This window comes from Acidobacteriota bacterium, from assembly GCA_028875725.1.
Lineage (GTDB): Bacteria > Acidobacteriota > Thermoanaerobaculia > Multivoradales > Multivoraceae > Multivorans.
The window spans coordinates 86,706-105,751 of the sequence record JAPPCR010000019.1 but is presented as its reverse complement, the minus strand read 5'-3'; the positions used below and the strand labels follow the sequence as shown (position 1 = coordinate 105,751).

At 68.8% G+C, this 19,046-nt stretch carries 18 protein-coding genes and 1 tRNA gene; 3 read left to right on the top strand and 16 right to left on the bottom strand.

The annotated features are described in order from the left end of the window. Nucleotides 1–7: 7 nt before the first annotated feature. The 4 genes from larE to gcvT are packed head-to-tail and all read right to left on the bottom strand — an operon-like array spanning nucleotide 8 to nucleotide 2,770. Complete coding sequence (gene larE / locus OXI49_15000; protein ID MDE2691819.1) at nucleotides 8–802, bottom strand: ATP-dependent sacrificial sulfur transferase LarE; 795 nt, start codon at nucleotides 800–802, stop codon at nucleotides 8–10. Next, entirely contained in the window at nucleotides 792–1,238 is a 447-nt protein-coding gene (locus OXI49_14995; protein ID MDE2691818.1) for a hypothetical protein, read from the bottom strand. Before OXI49_14995 ends, larE begins: the two co-directional genes overlap by 11 nt. A 15-nt stretch (nucleotides 1,239–1,253) precedes the next feature. Next, the gene (gene gcvH, locus OXI49_14990; protein MDE2691817.1) at nucleotides 1,254–1,631 is read right to left on the bottom strand and encodes a glycine cleavage system protein GcvH; all 378 of its coding nucleotides are present in this window, start codon (nucleotides 1,629–1,631) and stop codon (nucleotides 1,254–1,256) included. A 17-nt stretch (nucleotides 1,632–1,648) separates the two neighbouring features. Next, a complete protein-coding gene (gene gcvT / locus OXI49_14985) occupies nucleotides 1,649–2,770 on the bottom strand; it encodes a glycine cleavage system aminomethyltransferase GcvT (protein MDE2691816.1) in 1,122 nt (373 codons plus the stop codon). Between the two features lie 33 nt (nucleotides 2,771–2,803). On the opposite strand from gcvT, the gene OXI49_14980 reads away from it, so the two are divergent. Further along, nucleotides 2,804–4,537 carry a cache domain-containing protein gene (locus OXI49_14980; protein MDE2691815.1) on the top strand — a complete coding sequence of 578 codons (1,734 nt, stop codon included), beginning with the start codon at nucleotides 2,804–2,806 and terminating at the stop codon, nucleotides 4,535–4,537. Between the two features lie 12 nt (nucleotides 4,538–4,549). Here OXI49_14980 and OXI49_14975 read toward each other — a convergent pair whose 3' ends face one another. The 5 genes from OXI49_14975 to OXI49_14955 are packed head-to-tail and all read right to left on the bottom strand — an operon-like array spanning nucleotide 4,550 to nucleotide 8,544. Next, entirely contained in the window at nucleotides 4,550–5,824 is a 1,275-nt protein-coding gene (locus OXI49_14975) for a pitrilysin family protein (protein MDE2691814.1), read from the bottom strand. Continuing rightward, the gene (locus tag OXI49_14970; protein MDE2691813.1) at nucleotides 5,821–7,083 is read right to left on the bottom strand and encodes a pitrilysin family protein; all 1,263 of its coding nucleotides are present in this window, start codon (nucleotides 7,081–7,083) and stop codon (nucleotides 5,821–5,823) included. Before OXI49_14970 ends, OXI49_14975 begins: the two co-directional genes overlap by 4 nt. 19 nt (nucleotides 7,084–7,102) lie before the next feature. Then, complete coding sequence (locus OXI49_14965) at nucleotides 7,103–7,906, bottom strand: metallophosphoesterase (protein MDE2691812.1); 804 nt, start codon at nucleotides 7,904–7,906, stop codon at nucleotides 7,103–7,105. A gap of 34 nt (nucleotides 7,907–7,940) precedes the next feature. After that, complete coding sequence (locus OXI49_14960; GenBank protein ID MDE2691811.1) at nucleotides 7,941–8,171, bottom strand: hypothetical protein; 231 nt, start codon at nucleotides 8,169–8,171, stop codon at nucleotides 7,941–7,943. Next, complete coding sequence (locus OXI49_14955) at nucleotides 8,155–8,544, bottom strand: hypothetical protein (protein MDE2691810.1); 390 nt, start codon at nucleotides 8,542–8,544, stop codon at nucleotides 8,155–8,157. The genes OXI49_14960 and OXI49_14955 overlap by 17 nt, the downstream gene beginning before the upstream one ends. 67 nt (nucleotides 8,545–8,611) lie before the next feature. On the opposite strand from OXI49_14955, the gene OXI49_14950 reads away from it, so the two are divergent. Beyond that, nucleotides 8,612–8,687: transfer RNA gene (locus OXI49_14950), tRNA-Ala, on the top strand. A gap of 17 nt (nucleotides 8,688–8,704) precedes the next feature. Here the strand turns inward: OXI49_14950 and OXI49_14945 are convergent. Further along, entirely contained in the window at nucleotides 8,705–9,475 is a 771-nt protein-coding gene (locus tag OXI49_14945; protein MDE2691809.1) for a protein-L-isoaspartate(D-aspartate) O-methyltransferase, read from the bottom strand. A 24-nt stretch (nucleotides 9,476–9,499) separates the two neighbouring features. Between OXI49_14945 and OXI49_14940 the strand changes: the two genes are divergently transcribed. Continuing rightward, complete coding sequence (locus OXI49_14940) at nucleotides 9,500–10,897, top strand: metallopeptidase TldD-related protein (GenBank protein MDE2691808.1); 1,398 nt, start codon at nucleotides 9,500–9,502, stop codon at nucleotides 10,895–10,897. Here OXI49_14940 and OXI49_14935 read toward each other — a convergent pair. The 6 genes from OXI49_14935 to smpB form a co-directional block, all read right to left on the bottom strand. Further along, complete coding sequence (locus OXI49_14935; GenBank protein ID MDE2691807.1) at nucleotides 10,894–12,537, bottom strand: SpoIIE family protein phosphatase; 1,644 nt, start codon at nucleotides 12,535–12,537, stop codon at nucleotides 10,894–10,896. The two genes, OXI49_14940 and OXI49_14935, sit on opposite strands and share 4 nt — an antisense overlap. Beyond that, complete coding sequence (locus OXI49_14930) at nucleotides 12,534–12,893, bottom strand: STAS domain-containing protein (protein MDE2691806.1); 360 nt, start codon at nucleotides 12,891–12,893, stop codon at nucleotides 12,534–12,536. The genes OXI49_14935 and OXI49_14930 overlap by 4 nt, the downstream gene beginning before the upstream one ends. A gap of 43 nt (nucleotides 12,894–12,936) precedes the next feature. Next, nucleotides 12,937–13,380 (bottom strand): ATP-binding protein, encoded by a 444-nt coding sequence (locus OXI49_14925; protein MDE2691805.1) that lies wholly within the window; start codon nucleotides 13,378–13,380, stop codon nucleotides 12,937–12,939. Between the two features lie 601 nt (nucleotides 13,381–13,981). Next, a complete protein-coding gene (locus tag OXI49_14920) occupies nucleotides 13,982–15,490 on the bottom strand; it encodes a sigma 54-interacting transcriptional regulator (protein ID MDE2691804.1) in 1,509 nt (502 codons plus the stop codon). Between the two features lie 2 nt (nucleotides 15,491–15,492). Next, complete coding sequence (gene uvrA, locus OXI49_14915; GenBank protein MDE2691803.1) at nucleotides 15,493–18,354, bottom strand: excinuclease ABC subunit UvrA; 2,862 nt, start codon at nucleotides 18,352–18,354, stop codon at nucleotides 15,493–15,495. After that, a complete protein-coding gene (gene smpB / locus OXI49_14910) occupies nucleotides 18,351–18,872 on the bottom strand; it encodes an SsrA-binding protein SmpB (protein MDE2691802.1) in 522 nt (173 codons plus the stop codon). The genes uvrA and smpB overlap by 4 nt, the downstream gene beginning before the upstream one ends. Nucleotides 18,873–19,046 lie beyond the last annotated feature (174 nt).

The window sequence follows — 19,046 nt, the reverse complement described above, 5'->3', positions numbered from 1 at the left end:
ACGCCGCTCAGGCGGCGTCCGCGCCGCCGGTTCGATAGCCGCGCGGGTCGAGCGCCGCTCCCTCGAAACCGAGCTCGAGCAGACGCGCCTCGATCTCGCTCCACTGGCTTTCTGCCGCCGGCAGTTCGCCCTTCCCCACCTCGACCCGCGCCGAGTCGCCGTCGTGACGCACTCTGAGGATGCGGAAGCCCCGTTTCTGGAGTTCCGCTTCGGCCTCCTCGATGCGGCGGAGCTTGGGCAGCGTGACGAGCTGGCCGTGAGGTATCCGCGAAGACAGGCAGGCATTCGCCGGCCGGTCCCATACCGTGAGGCCGAGCGCCCGCGCCAGCCGACGGGCATCCGCCTTGGTCACGCCGTGCTCCAGCAGCGGACTGTAGACGTCTCGCTCGCGCACCGCCCGCAGACCGGGGCGGTCAGGGCCCGGATCCGAAGCGTTCGTGCCGTCGCAGACCGTCGCGAAGCCGCCGGTCCTCGCGAGTTCCAGCATCCGATCCATGCGCAGTCCCTGACACACGTAACAGCGGTGACGCGGATTGGCCCGGAACTCGGGCTCGTCGAGCTCGCTATAGGTGGTGACCAGGTGGCGAACGCCGATCTCCGCCGCCAGCCGGCGGGCGTGGTCCAACTCTGAACCGGCAAGGGTTTCGGCCGCCGCCGTCACCGCCACGGCCCGGTCTCCCAGGGCGCGTTGGGCCAGGGCCGCGACCAACCCCGAATCGACGCCACCCGAAAAGGCGACCAGCACCGGGCCACGACTCCTCAGGTCCTCCTCGAGCGTCCGGACGAGCATCTCAGTCGTCACGCCGGCCGAGTTCGAGTTTGCGGCGCGGCGCGGCGGTGCCCCGCAGCAGGACGGGTACCGCGAACAGAGCCGCGTACACCCCGAAGGTGAGGATCGGCACCAGGGGCATCTCCTCGAGCTGCTCCCGCCGGGCCATGGACCGAACGAGGTACAGCCAGCCGGGCGGACCGAACAGGTAGAGCACGAACAGGAGCCGGGTGCGGGCCACCTGGAGAATGACCTCGTCCAGAGCCCGGCCCGCGAAGTGGCGCTCGCGGCCCGAGCGGTGGACGTAGACGTTGCCGAAGAACCAGCCGGCAAACGCGGCCAGTATGTACAGCGGGTAGAGCGCCAGTTCGAACGTCAGGTTCCACCGCAGGATCCCGATCTGGGCCAGGATGCCGACCGACCACGCCGCCAGACTCGACGACAGGATGACAGTCTCCAGCCCCTTCATCGCCGTGCGTCCGGATCAGCCCGCCAACTGCGCCTCGTACGCGGCGGCTGTCATCAGCTCGTTCGGCGGTCCTTCCTCGTCAAGTCGGAGGCGCACCAGCCAACCCTCGCCGTAGGGATCCTCGTTGACCACTTCCGGAGCGTTCTCGAGTCCATCGTTCACGGCCTCGATCGAGCCCGCCACGGGCGTGTAGATCTCCGCCACCGCCTTGACCGATTCGATCGCGCCGATCTCGGATCCGGCCGCGAACTCCTGTCCCGGCGCCGGCAGTTCGACGAACACGACGTCGCCCAGTTCCTGCTGGGCAAAGTCCGTGATGCCGAGCACGGCCTCGCCGTCCTCGACCTTGAGCCACTCGTGCTGCGCCGTGTAGAGGCGGTCGTCGGGAATCATCGGAACCTCATATGAACTCAGGCGCCCGCCTTGGGGCGCCGGTAGAAGGGTAGTTTGACGATACGGCAGTCGATCTCCCGGCCCCGAACCGTAACCGAAGCCGCGCTGTCGGGCGCGGGCGGCCCGCCGCTACTGCAATCCAGCCGGGCGATACCGATCGCCCGTCCCAGCGTGGGTGCGAAGGCGCCGCTGGTCACCGGACCGGCACAGTCGGGGGCATCCCGGACCGTCAGGCGATGTCCATGGCGGGCGATGCCGCGGCCCTCGACCTCGAAACCGACAAGCCGGTGGCGGCATCCCGTCTCCCGCTGGCGGGCCAGGGCGTCCCGGCCGACGAAGTCGCCCTTCTTCCACTTGACGATCCAGGACAGCCCGGCCTCAAGGGGCGTCGTCTCCTCGCCGATGTCCTGTCCGCAGAGCATCATCCCGGCTTCCAGCCGCAGCGTGTCTCTCGCGCCCAGACCCGCCGGCATCAGGCCAACGTCGCTGCCCTGCGCCAGGAACTCCGCCCACAGATCCTCCGCCTGGCCGGCCGCCGTGTAAATCTCGAAGCCGTCCTCCCCCGTGTAGCCGGTCCGCGACACGATCCGCTCTTCCTCATCCTGGTGGAGAAACGAGTAGTACCGAAGCTCCGCGGCTTCGGTACCCACGACGTCCGCGACGATCTCCGCCGCCCGCGGTCCCTGCACAGCGATCAGGGCCGTCTCGTCGCTCTCGTCGTCTACGCGGACGCCACCGTCCTCCGCCGAGGCCGCCGTCTCGAGCAGTTCCAGATCACGAGCCCTCGACGCGGCGTTGACCACGAGGAGGTAGTCCTCCGGGTCGAGACAGTAGACGAGCAGATCGTCGATGAAGGTGCCCCGCTCCGTCAGCAGGGCGCTGTAGTGGGCGCGGCCGGGCGCGAGCGCACCCACGTCGTTCGGCGTCAGGCCCTGCAGCAGGGACAGGGCGCGGGGACCCCACACGCGGATCTCCCCCATGTGGGAGACATCGAACATGCCGGCGCGTTCGCGCACCGCGCGGTGCTCCGCCAGCACTCCCTGATACTGAATCGGCATCTCGTAGCCGGCGAACGGCCCGAAACGAGCCCCCGACTCGACGTGACGCCTGTACAGGACCGTCCTCAGCACTCTCGTCATCTCGTCGCTTACAATGCCACGAAGGAGAACACGATGGGTTCGAACCGCAAGGGAGCGCTGTCGCTCGCCGTTCTGGCGCTACTCATGCTGGCGAGCGGGGTCGCCGAAGCCAGGACGACTGCCGCCCAGGTCAAGGACCGTGAGACCCTGAAGGCTTTCGTCGAAGGGGCGAAGGCAGAGTTCGAGGCGATCACCCAGGTAGACGAAGGCGCAAAGCTCAGGGGCCGGCTGAAACAGGAGGGGCCGCTCAAGGCGGGGTCGATGTTCCTGATCATCTTCCTCCAGAGCGGTGAGCCGTTCATCCACGGGGGCGATCGCACGGCGGAGAGCAAGAACCTGATCGACGTCGAGGACGACAACGGGAAGAAGGTCGTCCAGGAGCTCCTGGCGGTCGGCGCCCGAGGCGGCGGTTTCGTCGAGTACCACGACGGGGAGCCAGGAACTGCGTACGCCGTCGAGTACATCTCCGGGATCACGGGAAGACGATTCACGCTGGTCGGCGGCTGGTCGCAGGACGTCTCCCATGTACCGGACAGGCCCGCGACTCATCTGCCGAAACCGGCCGTCACCGCGTCGCAGGTCAAGGACAGCGAGACACTCATCACCTTCGTTGAGGAAGCGGTCAAGGTGTACCGCGAAGCCGTCCGATCGGAAGGCTACAGCGCCCTGGTCGGGATCAGAAACGCCTTCCGGCTGGAAGGAGGAGACTGGAAGTCCGGTTCCATCTACCTGTGGGTCGTGAGTGGCTCGGGCATCATCCTGTTTCACGCAACCAGGCCGGATGTCGAAGGCACGCCGACGGACATGACGAGGACGGACATCAACGGGGTGAGGTTTGCCGAGGAGCTGATCGGAGGTGCGCGGCGCGAGGGTCGGAAGTTCCTGGAGTACTACTACGACGACCCCACCGTCCAGGGAGACGAGGACACCGGTTCCCCGAAGCTCGGTTACGCGGTGAGCTTCCCGGTGCCCAACTCGGAGCAGAGGGCCGTGATCGGTTCCGGGATCTACCTCCCCCGGGAACCCCTGTCGAGCGTCTGCGAGGACGACACGAGCAGTCTCTGCCTGCATGGTGACACGTTCCGCGTGAGCGGCAGCTACCTCGTGGACGGCGAGGCGGATGCGATGTCTCCCGTTGAGATGGGCGGAGCATCAACCGACTCGGGGCTCTTCACCTTCTTCGACGGCGAGAACTGGGAGGTGCTGGTCAAAGTGCTGAACGGCTGCGAGGTGAACGGTCACTGGTGGGTGTTCTCCGCGGCCGCGACGGATGTCAGCTACGAGTTCTCCATCAAGGCCGCGGACGGTCTCTCCAAGGTCTACCGCTCCGCCGGCGGCGCGCCGTCCCGCGCTCAGGCTGACACCGGCGCGTTCCGCTGCGAGGATGTGCCGGCACCCGAATCGCCGCCCGAGGTCGCGGACATTCTGGAGGTCGGAGCGACGCACGACCTGCGGCACGCCGACGTGACCGCCTCGTTCACTCTGCAGGGCGCTGAGCGCGCGGCGTCGGCTGTGAGCTCCGGCGACTACCAGGCAACGGACTCGGGGCTCTTCACCTTCTTCGATCCGTCGAACTGGGAAGTGCTGGTGAAAGTGCTGGACGGCTGCGAGATGAACGGCCACTACTGGGTGCTGATCGCGAGCGCGACGGACCTTGCTCATCGGGTGTTGGTCGATTTCGGAGACGCCAAGGCGCCCTACGCCATCGATGAGGGCCTGGGGCCTGCGTTGATCGACACCACGGCGCTGAGCTGCGTGGCTTTCTGACCCGGTCGAGATCTACGAAACGGCGTTTCGCAGGCAACCGTCCTGGCCGGGCACTCCCACCGTCACCAGCATCCGCTCCGGGTCGAGGTGCCGCCGCGCCGCCCGGAAGACACCTTCCGGGCTGAGACGCTCGATCCGTTCGAGCCGCCAGGAGCGCCGGTAACTCGGTAGCTCGAAGAGCAGCGCGTCGACGAGCAGGCCGGCCCAGAGGCCGGCGGTCTCCGTCAGAAAGGGCTCGTGGCCGAACATCCCGGTCCTGCATGCTTCGAGGACGGCCGCTTCGGGCGGCCGCTCCAGCACCTCGTGGAGCGCTTCGCGGACCAGTTCGAGCCCGCGCTCGACATGATCCGGATGGGTTCCGAGGTAGACCGAGAGGGCGCCTGGATCGCTGCCGGCGCCGGCCAGCACATCGACGTGAGTCGCGTACGCCAGACCCTCCCGTTCGCGAACGCGATGGGGGATCCGTCCGGCCAGACCGTCGGATCCGAGCAGGATGCCGAGCGCGCGCAGCTCCGGCAGATCCGGATGCCGCCGGTCTACGGTGAAGTGTCCCGCGTATACGTGCGCCTGCTCTCGGGAACCGGTGACGATCTCGACGCGCTTTTCGCGCCGGCCGCGCGGCGCCGGCGGTTCGACCGTACGGATAGCGGCTCCGGCCGAGCCTCCGAAGAAGCGCTCCAGGTCCGCCAGCACCGCGTCCTCGTCGATGTCGCCCGCCACCGCCACCACGCCACCCCGCGCCAGGGCCTCGCCGTGAAACCGCATGCAATCCTCGGGCGTGAGGGCGGCCAGTGACTCGCTCGTTCCCTGACTAGGCGACGCGAGGGGATGGGGATGGTAGAGCTGATCCTGGAAGGCCCAGCCGGTCACGACTTCGGGGCGATCCGCGAGACTGAGAAGCTCACCCAGGGTCTGGTCGCGCAGCAGCTCGAAGCGCGCCCGGTCGAAACCGGCTTCGAGCACCAGCTCGGCCAGCCACTCGAGCGCCAGATCCGCGTCGTCGGCCAGCGCGTCGACCGAGAGGCCGTGGACCTCGGCGCTCGCCAAGCCGTTCAGGGACACGCCGCGCGCTTCGGCCTGTTCGGCGATCTCGCGCCAGGTTCGGCGGGCGCTGCCCTCGACCAGCATGCGGCCGCAGAGAAGCGCCAGCCCGGGCGACGGATCGACGCGGGCGCCGCCGCGAAGCCAGGCTCGGGCCGCCACGACGCCGGAGTCCGGCACGCGCAGGGCGGCCAGGCGCAGCCGGCCCGACCACAGGTCGAGACGCAGCGGCTCGCGATCGGTCACGGGCGAGACCAGCCGACGACCCGCGTTTCCCCGGACAGCAGGGCGGCGCAGGCCGCGGCGACGTCGGATGCGGTCGCGGCGGACAACGCCTCGAACGAATCGCGGCTGAAGCCCGGTCGGAACAGAGCCTGCTCGAGCGCGGCCGTCACCGCCCGTTCGGCGACCGCTTCGTGCAGGAAGACCCAGTCCGCGAACAGAATCCGCTTCGCCCGCTCGAGCTCTTCGGCGTCCGGCGGGCGACTCGCGAGGCCCTCGACCCGCGCACAGAGCTCCTGCTCCAGACGCTCCGGATCGACACCGGGCGCCGCCTCGGCCGACAGCGTCGCCATGCCTCCCAACCGGTGCCCGGCAACGGCGGCCGAGGCCCAGAGCGCCAGCGGATCCTCCTCGACAAGGTCGCGCTGGACGCGACTCGCGCGGCCACTGCAGAGGACGGCCAGGGTCAGACGGAGATGGACATGGGCCGGGTCGTCCGGCGCGGGCGCCGGATGGGCGACGAGCAGGCGTGGCGTCTCCCCTCCCTGCAGCTCGACCCGACCGTCGGGCCGTGCCTCGAAGACGGGCGATCCGGGGCTCGCGCGGGTTCGCCCACCGGTTGGCGCGCCGCCGCCCAGCGCCGCCTCGACAAGCTCCATCGCGTCCGGGGGCAGGCCGCCGGCGCAGACCAGGACCGCACGACCCGGCCGATAGTGCCGGTCATGAAACGAGCGGAGCGCCCCGGCGTCCAGCGAGCGCAGGCTCTCCCTCGTGCCGAGCACGGATCGCCCGTAGGGATGGCCGCCGAACACGCGCCGGGCCACCGCCTGCTCCAGCGCGTCCCAGGGATCGTCCTCGACCATCCGGATCTCCTCGAGGATCACCTCGCGCTCGCTGTCCACCTCCTCCGGCAGCAGGCTCAGGCCCCGCATCCGGTCGGACTCGATCCGGAGCGCCTCCTGCCACGATCCGCGCTCGAACTGGAAGTGGTAGAGGGTTGCGTCGTGGGACGTGAACGCGTTGTTCGTGCCGCCCAGGCGCTGAGTCAGACGGTCGATCGCGCCCGGTTCGTAGGCCGCCGAGCCCTTGAACATCATGTGCTCCAGAAAGTGGGCCAGACCGGACTCGCCGGGTTCCTCGTCCCGACTTCCGGCGCGATAGCAGAGGGCAACGACGATCGACTCGGCCCCGTTCTGCGGCAGGAGGACCACTCGCAGGCCGTTGTCCAGCGTCTCGACCCGACCCGCCACGCGGTCGAAGGCCCGCAGATCGACCGCGTTCATGCCAGGGCGCGGTCGTAGGTCATGCCAGTGCGCAGTCGTGAACCGCTTCTGTCTCGAAAAGCCCGCTCCGCTCCGACCAGAGCATCTGCTCGACCGTCGCCGACCGGCCCCCGACCCCCGTATCCAGGGTGATCAGGTTGCAGGTGTTCCGGCCGCGCTCCCTGCCCCGTCCGCGCCCCGAAGTCGAGGTACCGCTCTGGACCAGCCACAGCCTTCTTCCGCAGTCCGGCGCCACGCCCACGGCGGCTACGTGGACGTGCCCGGCCAGGACCAGGTCGACGCCGGCGGCCGCGAACGCCGTCAGGGCCTCGCCGCTGCGACGCGCCGTACGCCAGCCCATCAGTTCGGGCAGGGCCGCCAGCGGGTGATGGGCGACGGCGATCCGCACACGGCCCTCGCTCTCCGCCGAGCCGTCCCGATGGAAGCGCTCCCCCACCGCGGCCAGTTGGCGTGCCGTGAAGCGGCCGTCCTCGATCGTCAGGTTGAACGCCGTGTTGAACCCGACGACCTCCAGTTCCGCATCCCGGAAGCTGGGCTCGATGTCGGGGCTGAAGTGGCGGCGGTAGGCGCCGTAACGGTCGAGCAGACGCTCCCACACCCGGTACATCGGAACGTCGTGGTTGCCCGGTACGGCCAGGAACGGCGGCCCGAGCCCTTCCAGGAACCGCCGCGCCTGCCGGAACTGCAGAGGTTTCGCCCGCTGAGTCAGGTCTCCCGACACGACGACGAGGTCGGGGCGCCGGTCGGCGACCAGCGCCTCCACGCCCGCGGCCGCCGGCCGGTAGTGCGGCGGCCCGAAGTGGATGTCGGAGAGGTGGAGCAGACGGCGCAGCGAAGGAAGGCCCTGGCGCGAGGCCCTAGCGGATCAGGACGCTGCGTACGCTCTCGTCGACCCGCTCGCCGGCGAGGTCGCCCAGAATGCCGAGGATCTCCCGGCCACGGGCGCGTCCGATCAGGAAACCGAGCGAAGCCGCCACTGCCACGGACGCCAGCGGATACGCGCGCACGAGCGCCACCCAGTCGAGACCGGGCGTCAGACTGCCGACAATCCGATCTTCGATCGCCGGCTGGTCAGGATCGGCGGTCACGACGCAGCAGGAATCCCAGGACGAAGCCCGCGGCGGCCGCGATCAGCACTGCCCGACCGGGATTGTCACGGACGTACACGTTCACGTCGCCAACCAGTTGATCCAGGTCCTTGCGCGCCCGTTCGTAGCCGTGACCGAGCTTCTCCCTGGCGGCGCCGTAGCCTCCCTTGGCCGCTTCGCCAGCCCGGGCCGAGGCCTTCTTGACCCGTTCCGACAGCGGGGAGTCCCGCATCCGCTCGCGCGCCGCGTCGACGCCGTGACCGACAGCCGAGCGGGCCTTCTCCACCCCTTCAGCGACCGCCTCCCGGGCCAGATCCATCGACGTGACGTTGCCGCCGTCCTCGCCGCCTTCTTTCTTCTTGGCGTTGCTCATGGCCCGATCATATACGTGTCCGGCGCTGCTACAATCCGTGGCCCCCGAGGTACGGGAGAACTCTCGTGGGGCAGTAGCTCAGCTGGGAGAGCACCACGTTCGCAACGTGGGGGTCGAGGGTTCAAGTCCCTTCTGCTCCACCACTTCTGGAAGTTCGGGCCTAGAAGTTCGGGTTCTCCCCTTCCGGGTCCTCCTGCGCGCGCCCCACCATGGGCACGAACCGGACGACGTCGACCTGGCGGCGTTCGAGTCCGTCCGGGGTCTTTCGGATGACCACGAGATCCTGCAGCGGTCCACCGACCGGGGCAACCAGGATGCCGTTCACCTTGAGCTGTTCGATCAGCGGCGGCGGCACCTCCTCAGGCGCCGCGGAGACCAGGATGCCGTCGAAGGGCGCTTCTTCCGGCCACCCGCGGTAGCCGTCACCTACGCGGACCTCGATGTTGCCGTAGCCCAGCTCGTCCAGAACCCCCTCCGCCCTCTCCGCCAGATCGTCGATGATCTCGATCGAGTAGACGCGGCGAGCGAGACGCGCCAGCACCGCCGTCGTGTACCCGGAGCCGGTACCGATCTCGAGCAGCTTCTCGTCGCCGTCGAGCTCGAGAAGGTCCGCCATCAAGGCGACCAGGTAGGGCTGGGAGACGGTCTGACCCGAGCCGATCTGGACGGCCTCGTCGCCGTAGGCGTCGTCACGCAGGGAGTCCGGTACGAATTCGTGCCGGGGCACCGTTCTGAGGGCGTTCAGCAGCTTCGGTTCTTCGATCCCCCGGCCCCTGATCTGTTCCTCCACCATGGCCGTGCGCTGGGCGGCGAACGGGTCGTTCTGGCCAGACGGCTGCCCCGCGACGCCGACCGCCGCAAACGCGCACACGACGCCGGCAAGCGCGACGGACCGCGGCGACCCGGACCTCGACTGCCGGAGTTCCTGCACGATTCCCTATGATAGGCAAACACCGTGCCGGATCGTCGCCCCTCGAGACCGGCCGCGCCGAACGGCCCATCAGGAAGGAGACGATCGGGACGTGCCGAGGCCGAGCCCCGCCTGCGCTCCCTGGGCCGGGTCCGGGAGGAACTCGGCGCCGCGGTGGACCGCTCGCCGGCGGACGAAACGGAAATCCTCTGGCTGGAAAGCAGGCGCGGCCGCACCGGCTACCGTGTTCCCGACCTCGACAGCTACCGGCGGCGCTCCCGTCAGGTCACGTTGAGGGTGCGGGAGGGGCGACGCTCGGGAATCCACCGCACGGGAGGCGCACGCAGCGGCGAGCTCGACGGTGCGGTGCGCTTCGCTCTCGCGGCGGCCCGGGCGGCGCCCGCCGAGTCGCTGCCCCTGTTGCCCGAGGGCAACCAACCGGAAGCCCCCTCGGCCGCCGTCTCCGACCCGGCCCTCGAACGCCTGCACGCCAAGGCGGCCCGGCGGCTGCTGCGAGAAGCGCTCAGGGACGACGAAGCGGCGATCATCGAATGGACTATCGGACAGGCCGCCATTGCCAACAACCGGGAACTCGCGCGAGGCGTACGCGCCAGTTCCGTCATGGTCGAAGTGCGAAGCGGCGCCGCTCCGGGCGCCGGCTTCGCCCGCCACGCCGCCCGCTCGCTCGACGGCCTCCAGCTTGCGCGACTGGTCGAGACGGCGCGTGAGCGGAGAGCGCCTGAAGGCACGGCCGCGACGCCGCCCAGCGGCGCGCCCGTCCTCCTGGCTCCCGAGGCGACGATCGAGTTCGTCGAACTGCTGAACCTCCACGCGTTCTCGTCACGGGCCATCCTCGAGCAGGAGTCCTTTCTGCTTCAGCACACGGGGGTGCAGGTCTTCGACCGCCGCCTCGACCTGGCGGACGACGCCTGCCGCGAGAGCGGGCTCCCCTTTCCCTTCGACCTGGAAGGCGTCTCGAAGATTCCGGTCGAGCTGGTGTCCGCGGGCGTGCCACGAACACCGGCACTGGACACCGCCACCGCTGCCCGCGTGGGACTTTCTCCCACCTGCCACTGCACGGGCGGCGAGGAGGCCTATCCCCTCAACACGTTCCTCCAACCCGGCGAGCACAGCGACAGGGAACTGTTCCGCATCGCGGACGGCGGCGTCTGGGTCAGCAGGCTGGACGAGGTCGAGTGCTTCGACCCCGCTCGCATGCGGGTGCGGGCACGGGCCCGCGGGGCGCGTCGCCTGCGAGCAGGTCGGCTCGCGGAGCCGGTGATCGATCTCGTCTGGGAGGACAGCCTGCTCCGTGTGTTCTCCAATCTGCTCGCCACCGGCGACACTCTGTTCTGCCGCCCTTCGCGCGACGGTTTCCTCGGCGGCACGTCCGCGCCAGCTCTGGCGGTGGCCGACGTGGACGGTCTGACCGCGGCGGGCTAACCCCTACGAATCAGCACGACCGTCTGATCGTCGCCCTGCGGCAGGCCGGCCCCGAAGCGCCTCACGTCGGCATCGATGGCGTCCACGATCTCGGACAGCGGCCGCTCGCGGCGGGAGCGAAGGAAGTCCTCGAGCCGCTCCTGGCCGTACTCTTCGCCGTCCGGAGACTCGCACTCCGTGATCCCGTCACTGTACAGGCAGAGAAGGTCGCCCGGACCCATCTCGAGAGGCTCGACCTGGTAGCTCGCGCTGGGAAGCAGGCCCAGCGGCAGTCCGCTGGCCGGAAGCGGCGTCACTTCGCCGTTCCCGCGTACCAGGAGCCCGGGGTTGTGCCCCGCATTGAGGAAGCGGACGGCGCGGTTTCGCGGGTCGATCTCGGCGAGGATCAGGGTGATGAAGCAGTTGCTGGCGCTGCTCTCGACGATGTGCTTGTTCAGACGGTCGAAGAGTTCCGGCGAGAGTTCCGCCCCCACGCCTTCTCCGCCCAGCCGGCAGTCGTCGACGAGCAACCGCAACGCCGAGTCCAGGGTAGAGACCAGGAGCGCGGCCGGCATGCCCTTGCCCGTAACGTCTGCGACCACCAGACCACGGCGCGACCCGGCAAACCGGAGCGAGCCGTAGTAGTCGCCGCCGACCTGGCGCGAGGGACGGCTCCAGCCAACCGTCTCGAAACAGCCCGCGCTCGGCATCTCGGCGGGCAGGATGTTGCGCTGGATCTCCGCGGCGAGCTCCACTTCCCGCTCCAGGCGCTCCTTCTCGAGCGCCTGCCGATGGAGCTTCGCGTTGGTCAACGCGATCGCGGCCTGATTGGCGAACAGCGAAAGCGCCCGATGATCGGCCGCGGCGAACGGGCCGACCCCGGTCCGGCTCTCCTTGTCCGCGACCACCAGCAGGCCGACGCTGCCGCTGCCCCCGTCGCCTTCGATGGGGACCGCAAGCGAATGTTCGGCGTCCGGCATCACGCCAGCCGCCAGCGCTTCGATGCCCGCCTCGTCGAAACCGGCCCGCGGCGCTTCGATCGCCTCGCGGGCGCCGCCGCCGATCGTGCCGGCGAGCGCGAGGCGGCCTTCGTCGTCCAGCAGGTAGAAGGCGCCGCGCCGGGCGTCCAGGAGCGAAACCGCGCGCAGCAGGATCTCCTCGGTCAGTTCGTCCAGGTTCAGCGTCGAAGCGATCGCCAGCCCCACGTCGTAGACCGCCTGCAGCGTGACGACGTTGTAGTTGTCCTGGAACTTCCGGTCCTTCAGTTCGTCGGCCAGTTCCCGCAGCCGGAGGCCGATGGCCAGCACTCCGGCGAGGTCGTGCTCCTCCGGCTTGCTTTCCTGTCCGCCGCCGGCGCCGTCATCGCGAGCCGCATCGTCCCCGACGGCGTAGTAGAGGATCAGGTCGTGCTCCAGGCTCCGTTCGCGGGTGCCGAGCACGCCCCACGACGCCACCGGACCGCCGTCGCGCCGGTAGATCTGGGCACCGGCCAGGCCCTGCGTCCGGCACCAGTGCCTGACCAGTCGGGTCTGCGCCGCGCCGCTCTCCCACTCCGCAGCCGCCGCGGCCGCCGCAAGCCGCCAGAGTTCGGCTCCGGGACCCGTTCCAGCCGCCGAGGTCGACTCCGACGCCTGAGCAGCAACGGCGGCCGGCGAAGTCACGAAGCCCCGGCCTGAAGCTCGGTCACCGCCGCCTGTTCGTCGGGAAAGATGCTGGCGTACTGCGCCAGGCCCATGATGTGGAAGGTCTTCTCGATCGTCGGGGTGAGATGGCAGAAGGAAAGCCGGCCCTCCACTTCGATCATCTTCTCGATGATCTCGATCAGGATGGAGATGCCGATCGAGTTGACGATCTTCGTCCCGGCGAGGTTCAGCAGCAACGTCCTGAAGCCCTCGTCGAGCAGACCGTACGCCGCCGCCGCGATCTCCTCGCCGCCCTGATTGTTGATGTAACCGTCCGTGTAGATCACCGCCAGACCGTCGCGGCGCTCCACCTTCAACTTCAGACCCTCGGTCATGGAACCAACCAGACTTCCTCGCTCAAAGTAGCGTCAGAGTGCGTCAGAGTACCTTCAACATCACGACGGATGTGCCGCCCTCGCCCGAGAGCACGTTCACCTCGTCCATCAGTCCTTCAATGATCTTCAACCCCCAGCCACGCTTCCGGATCGACTTCAGGTTGTCCTCGATCCGGGGCGGCACGAGCTTCGAACAGTCGAAGCCGACTCCCTGATCCTGAATCGTGATCCGGAGCACCTGCGGCTCGTCCGCCTCGGCCGAACCGAGTACCGCGAGCCCGAGATGAAGCTGGCCGTCGGCGGCCCGGCTGTGTTCGATCGCGTTGATGCACGCCTCGACGACCGCCATGCCTACTTCCTCGACCTTGTCCGTGCTCATCCGGATGGACTTCGCCATCTCGCAGGCGCAGGCCCGCACCTCCAGCTCCATTTCGGGCGCGAGCCTGAAGGTCAGGTGGGTTTCTTCAAGAACTCCGAGCTCAGACATCGGGTGTAGGCGATCGGCGTCCCAGCGGCCGGGATCCTAGGCGACAAGAAAGAGCTTGAGACAGTAGATCACCACGGGCTGGATCCGGTCGTTCAGCAGAAACCAAAGAAAGCTGGCGACCACCACGGACGACCAGAACACACCGGCGGAGAGACTCCCCGCCCACGAAACCGGCGCGGTGACGCCCCCACGGTCCAAAAAACTGAACGGCGACCCTACCATTATGTTCGACCTCCCCGTTGGTGACCCTGTGGAGAGCAAGTCCCCTGCCAGCCGTGGAGATACGAGGGAAAACCGCCCGCAAATCCAGCTCTCAGGCGGGTTTGACGACGAGCAGCACCGTCGCGACCGGATGGTCGATTCGGGGCAATTTGTCCCGACCCAGTCGCGTCACTCGGGCTTGAGGCGGCTCTGGTGAGACGTTACGCCCGCCCCACATGCACTAGGGACAATATGTCCTATGGTGGGCCATAATGACCCATCACCATCGCGGGATACCGGCCAGAACCCTGGTGGCACGTCCCCGCGCCACCAGCGTCACAGTCCGAGCGCTCGTCTGCGAGCGGTCGGATGTCAGGCCGGCCCACCGACAGCGGATCGATCAGTACCCGCCGCGCGTCAGAGTGCGCCTGTTGACGCCGAGAAGCCTCGCGGCGGCGCTCTTGTTGCCCCCCGTCATCCCGATGACCCGGCGTACGTGACGGCGCTTGACCGCCTCGAGGTCGAGCGGCTCCGGGCTCTGAGGACCGACCGCGCCGCCCATTAGCGACTGGATCAGGGCCACGTCGACGACGCCGTCCGCCAGGGAGACCGCGCCCTCCACGATGTTCTGCAGTTCCCGTACATTGCCGGGATAGTCGTGCGCCAGCAGGAGGTTCAGCGCCGTCCGGTCGAACTGCGGCACCTCGACCGATTCCCGCTCGCAGAACCTCTCGGCGAAGTGGCGGACCAGGTGCGGAACGTCTCGCCGCCGCTCCCGCAGCGGCGGCAGCTCGACGCTGACGCCCTTCAGGCGGTAGTACAGATCCTCGCGGAAGCGGCCCTCCTCGACCAGGCGCTCAAGCGGCTGGTGGGTAGCGGCAACGACCCGCGCGTCGACCGCTATCGGCCGCTGGCCCCCGACCCGCACGATCTCGCGCTCCTGAAGCGCGCGCAGCAGCTTGACCTGCAGCGCGACATCGAGGTCGGCCACCTCGTCGAGGAAGAGGGTACCCCCCTCCGCCAGTTCGAAGCGACCGAGGCGCGCCCTAACGCCGGTGGCCACGCCGCCCTCGATACCGAACAGCTCACTCTCGAGCAGGCTCTCCGGAAGCGCGGCGCAGTTCACCGCCACCAGCGGGCCGGTCCGCTCGGATCGCTGGTGGAGCAGGGCCGCCATGAGTTCCTTGCCCGTGCCGCTCTCGCCGCGAAGCAGGACGCCGACGCTCCGCGGCGCGACCCGGTCGATCACCTCCAGGATGCGGCGCATCGCCGGCGCATGGGCCACGATCCGCCTGCCGCCGACCTCCGCCAGGTCGTCGAGGCGCTCCTTGAGCAGCTTGTTCTCTTCCGCCAGTCGTTCCCGAGAGACAACCAGCCGCTCCACCTGGCGCAGGCCGTCCAGGGCCACTCCGGCCAGCGCCGCGACGGACCGGAGAAACCTCCGGTCGCCGTCGCTGAAACCCGGTTCGCCCTTGCCACGGACCTCCTTGTCGAGGACGGCGACGAAGCCCAGCACGGCATCGCGAGACTTGAGCGGAGCCGCCAGCAGGGACTGGAACTCCCGGCCGGCCAGCGACCCGCCGCTCCGCGCCAGGACGTCGTCCCGGGCCAGGAGATCGTCCCACAAGGGTCCGGCAAGCAATCCCTCGGCTGCCGGGGAATCGCTGCCGAAGCCGACCGTGGACGCCGACCGCGCGACCCCGAAGCGGTCGCGGGTGACGGCCGCGGCCGCTGCCGGGTCGACGATGGTGCAGAGACGCTGCAAGAGGTCGTCCAGCAGTCCCTGCTCGGATTCGTGGGAATGGAGCGCCACGACCAGGTCGTAGAGCGTCTCGAGCTGCAGCCGCTGGCGGCGGCCGGCAAGGTCCGTGGCCGCCTTCCGGGAGGGGGAGGATCTGCGGTCGGCCACGCTCAACTCGCCCTTCTCACCTGGGTGGCGGGAACCGGTGTCGGGGTCGCCAGCACCTTGCTCAGAAACTCCCCGGTATGACTCTCCCGCGAGGCCGCCACGCGCTCCGGCGTGCCGGCCACCACCAGCCTGCCGCCACCGACGCCGCCCTCCGGGCCGAGGTCGATGATCCAGTCCGCGTTCTTGATCACGTCGAGGTTGTGCTCGACGACCAGCACCGTGTTGCCCCGGTCCACCAGACGCTGCAGAAGGCCGACCAGGCGCCGCACGTCGTCGAAGTGGAGACCGGTCGTCGGCTCGTCCAGCAGGTAGAGACTCCGGCCCGTCGCCCGTTTGGACAGCTCGGTGGCCAGCTTGACCCGTTGCGCCTCGCCACCCGACAGCGTGGTCGCGGGCTGCCCGAGGCGGATGTAGCCGAGCCCCACCTCGTCCAGCGTCGAGAGGATGCGATCGATGGCGGGGACGTTGGCGAAGAACTCGCAGGCGTTCTCGACGCTCATGGCCAGGATGTCGGCGATGTTCTTGCCCTTGTAGCGGACCTGCAGGGTCTCGCGGTCATAGCGCAGACCGCCGCAGATGTCGCAGGTGACGTAGACGTCGGGCAGGAAGTGCATCTCGATCTTGTTCTGGCCGTCTCCGGCGCAGGCTTCGCAGCGGCCGCCCTTGACGTTGAAGCTGAACCGGCCGGGCTTGTAGCCGCGGGCCCGCGCTTCGGGCGTCTTGGCCATCAGGGTGCGGATCGGCGTGAAGACGTTCGTGTAGGTCGCCGGGTTGGAGCGCGGAGTGCGGCCGATCGGACTCTGATCGATGGCGATCACCTTGTCGAGATGCTCGAGGCCCTCGATCCGGTCGTGATCGCCGGCCGGATCGACGGCGCGGTAGAAGTGGCGAGCCAGGGCCTTGTACAGCACCTCGTTGACCAGGCTGCTCTTGCCTGAGCCAGAGACACCGGTGACCAGGACGAAGCAGCCGAGCGGCACGTCCACGTCGAGTTCCGCCAGGTTGTTCTGGCGGGCGCCCCGGATGCCCAGCCAGGCGCCGTTCCCCGGCCGCCGCGCCGCCGGCACCGGCACCTCCGCTTCGCCGCGGAGGTAGGCGGCGGTCAGCGATCCCTTCGCCTTCTCGACTTTCTCGAGCGATCCTTCAGCGACCACCTCGCCGCCGTGCTCGCCCGCCCTCGGACCCAGATCGACGATCCAGTCGGCCTCGCGGATCGTCTCCTCGTCGTGCTCGACCAGGAGCACGGAGTTGCCGAGGTCACGCATGCCCTTGAGCGTTCGCAGCAGCTTCGCGTTGTCCCGCTGGTGCAGGCCGATCGAGGGCTCGTCCAGCACGTAGAGCACTCCCTGGAGCTTGCTTCCGATCTGCGTGGCGAGCCGGATGCGCTGGCTCTCGCCTCCCGAGAGAGATCCCGAGGCCCGGTCCAGGTGCAGGTAGCCGAGACCGACGTCATCGAGGAACGTCAGCCGGTCCTCCACCTCCTGCAGGATCTTGCCGGCGATCTGCCGTTCCTTCGTGTTCAGTCCCAACGCTCCGACCACCCGCCGGAGGTCGCCGATCGGCATCGAGGTCAGATCGTCGATCGAACGGTCGCCGACGGTGACCGCAAGCGCTTCGGGACGAAGCCGGCGGCCCGAGCACGAGCCGCAGGTGCGCACCGACATGTACTTCTCGATCTCCGCGCGAACGCCCGGCGACTCCGTGTCCGCGTGGCGGCGAGTGAGCATCGGCACCACGCCCTCGTAGCGCCCGCGCCACTGGTAGGACGAGCGGCGACCCTTGATCTCGAAGGCGATCTCGCGGCTGCCCGAACCGTAGAGCACGACCTGCCGCACCTCCTCGGACAGCTCGCACCACGGCGTCGAAAGGTCGAAGCCCATTTCTGCGGCGACCGTCCTGAGCATCCTGAGCCGCCAGGAGGATGAAGTCGCAGGAAAGGGCCGAAGCACGCCGGCCTCGATCGATCGCCGCGGATCGTCCAGGATCCTCTCCTCGTCGACCGCCATCGAGGAACCCAGGCCGCCGCACTCCGGACAGGCGCCGTATGGGCTGTTGAACGAGAACAGGCGCGGCGAGACCTCGGCCAGGCTGGTGCCGCAGTCGGCGCAGGCGAAGTGCTGGGACATCGTCTCCTCGGGCAAGCCCTGGGGGGCCACGACGAGCAGGCCGCGCCCTACCTCGAGGGCCGTCTCGAACGATGCAGCCAGCCGCTGCTCGATGTCCGGCCGCACGACGAGCCGGTCGATGACGATCTCGATGTCGTGCTTCCTGTTCTTGTCGAGAGCGGGGAGGTCGCCGGAGAGCTCGCAGAGTTCGCCATCGATCCGCGCCCGCAGAAAGCCCTCGCGGACCATCTGCTCGAGCTGGCGGCGGTACTCGCCCTTCTTGCCCCGCACGTACGGCGCGAGCAGCAGCAGCCGGGTGCCCTCCGGCATGGCCGCCACCCGGTCGACCATCTGCTGCACGGTCTGCGGCCGGATCACCTTGCCGCACTCGGGGCAGTGCGGCACACCCACCGAGGCGTAGAGCAGCCGCAGGTAGTCCAGGATCTCGGTCACCGTCCCCACCGTCGACCGTGGATTACGGGACACCGACTTCTGCTCGATCGAAATCGCGGGCGAGAGTCCCTCGATCGAGTCGACGTCCGGCTTCTCGACCTGGTGCAGGAACTGGCGGGCGTAGGCGGACAGGGACTCGACGTAGCGACGCTGTCCCTCCGCGAACAGCGTGTCGAACGCGAGAGAGGACTTGCCCGAGCCCGAAACGCCGGTGACGACGACCAGCCGATCCCGCGGGATCTCGACCGTCAGGTTCTTCAGATTGTGTTCGCGGGCGCCGCGAACGACGATCTTCTTCCCGCTCACCGTGCTTCCCCGGACGCGTCCGCGCGCAGGCGCCGCCGGCCGCGAAACACCTCGCCGGCCTCGCGGTCGAGGGTGCGCTCCCGTTCCCGCTCCCGCTTGTCGTGCAACTTCCTGCCCTGGGCCAGGGCCAGTTCGACCTTGATCCGGTTGCCCTTCAGATAGACGGACAGCGGCACCACCGTCAGGCCCCGGTCGCGAGTACGCCCGAACAGGCGGTCGATCTCACGCCGATTCAGGAGCAGCCGCCTGGGCCGCTCGAGAGCGTGGTTCTCCCGGTTGCCGTGGCTGTACGCTGAGACGTGAGCGTCCAGCAGCCAGGCCTCGTGTTCACGGAAGGCGACGTAGCTGTCGCGTAGCTGGATCTTGCCGCTCCGGATCGACTTGACCTCGGTGCCCAGGAGTTCGATGCCGGCCTCGAGCCGCTCCAGGACGTGAAACTCTCGCCGCGCCTTCCGATTGACCGCCAGGGCGTTCCCGCCCGCGAGCGACCGCTGCTTCTGTTTGCTGCGCCTGGCCATCGGTGTTCGTTTCCGGCGTTGGGTGCATCTTCCCGAGTGAGTCTACTCTCCGCGGACACCCCCGACGCAGGCGGCCACGATGCGGCCGAAGCGCCACAGAGGTGTGGCGGAAACGCCACATCCCGGATCGCCGACCGGCTGTGGGCGCGCACGTAAACGACTGAAAAACAAGAG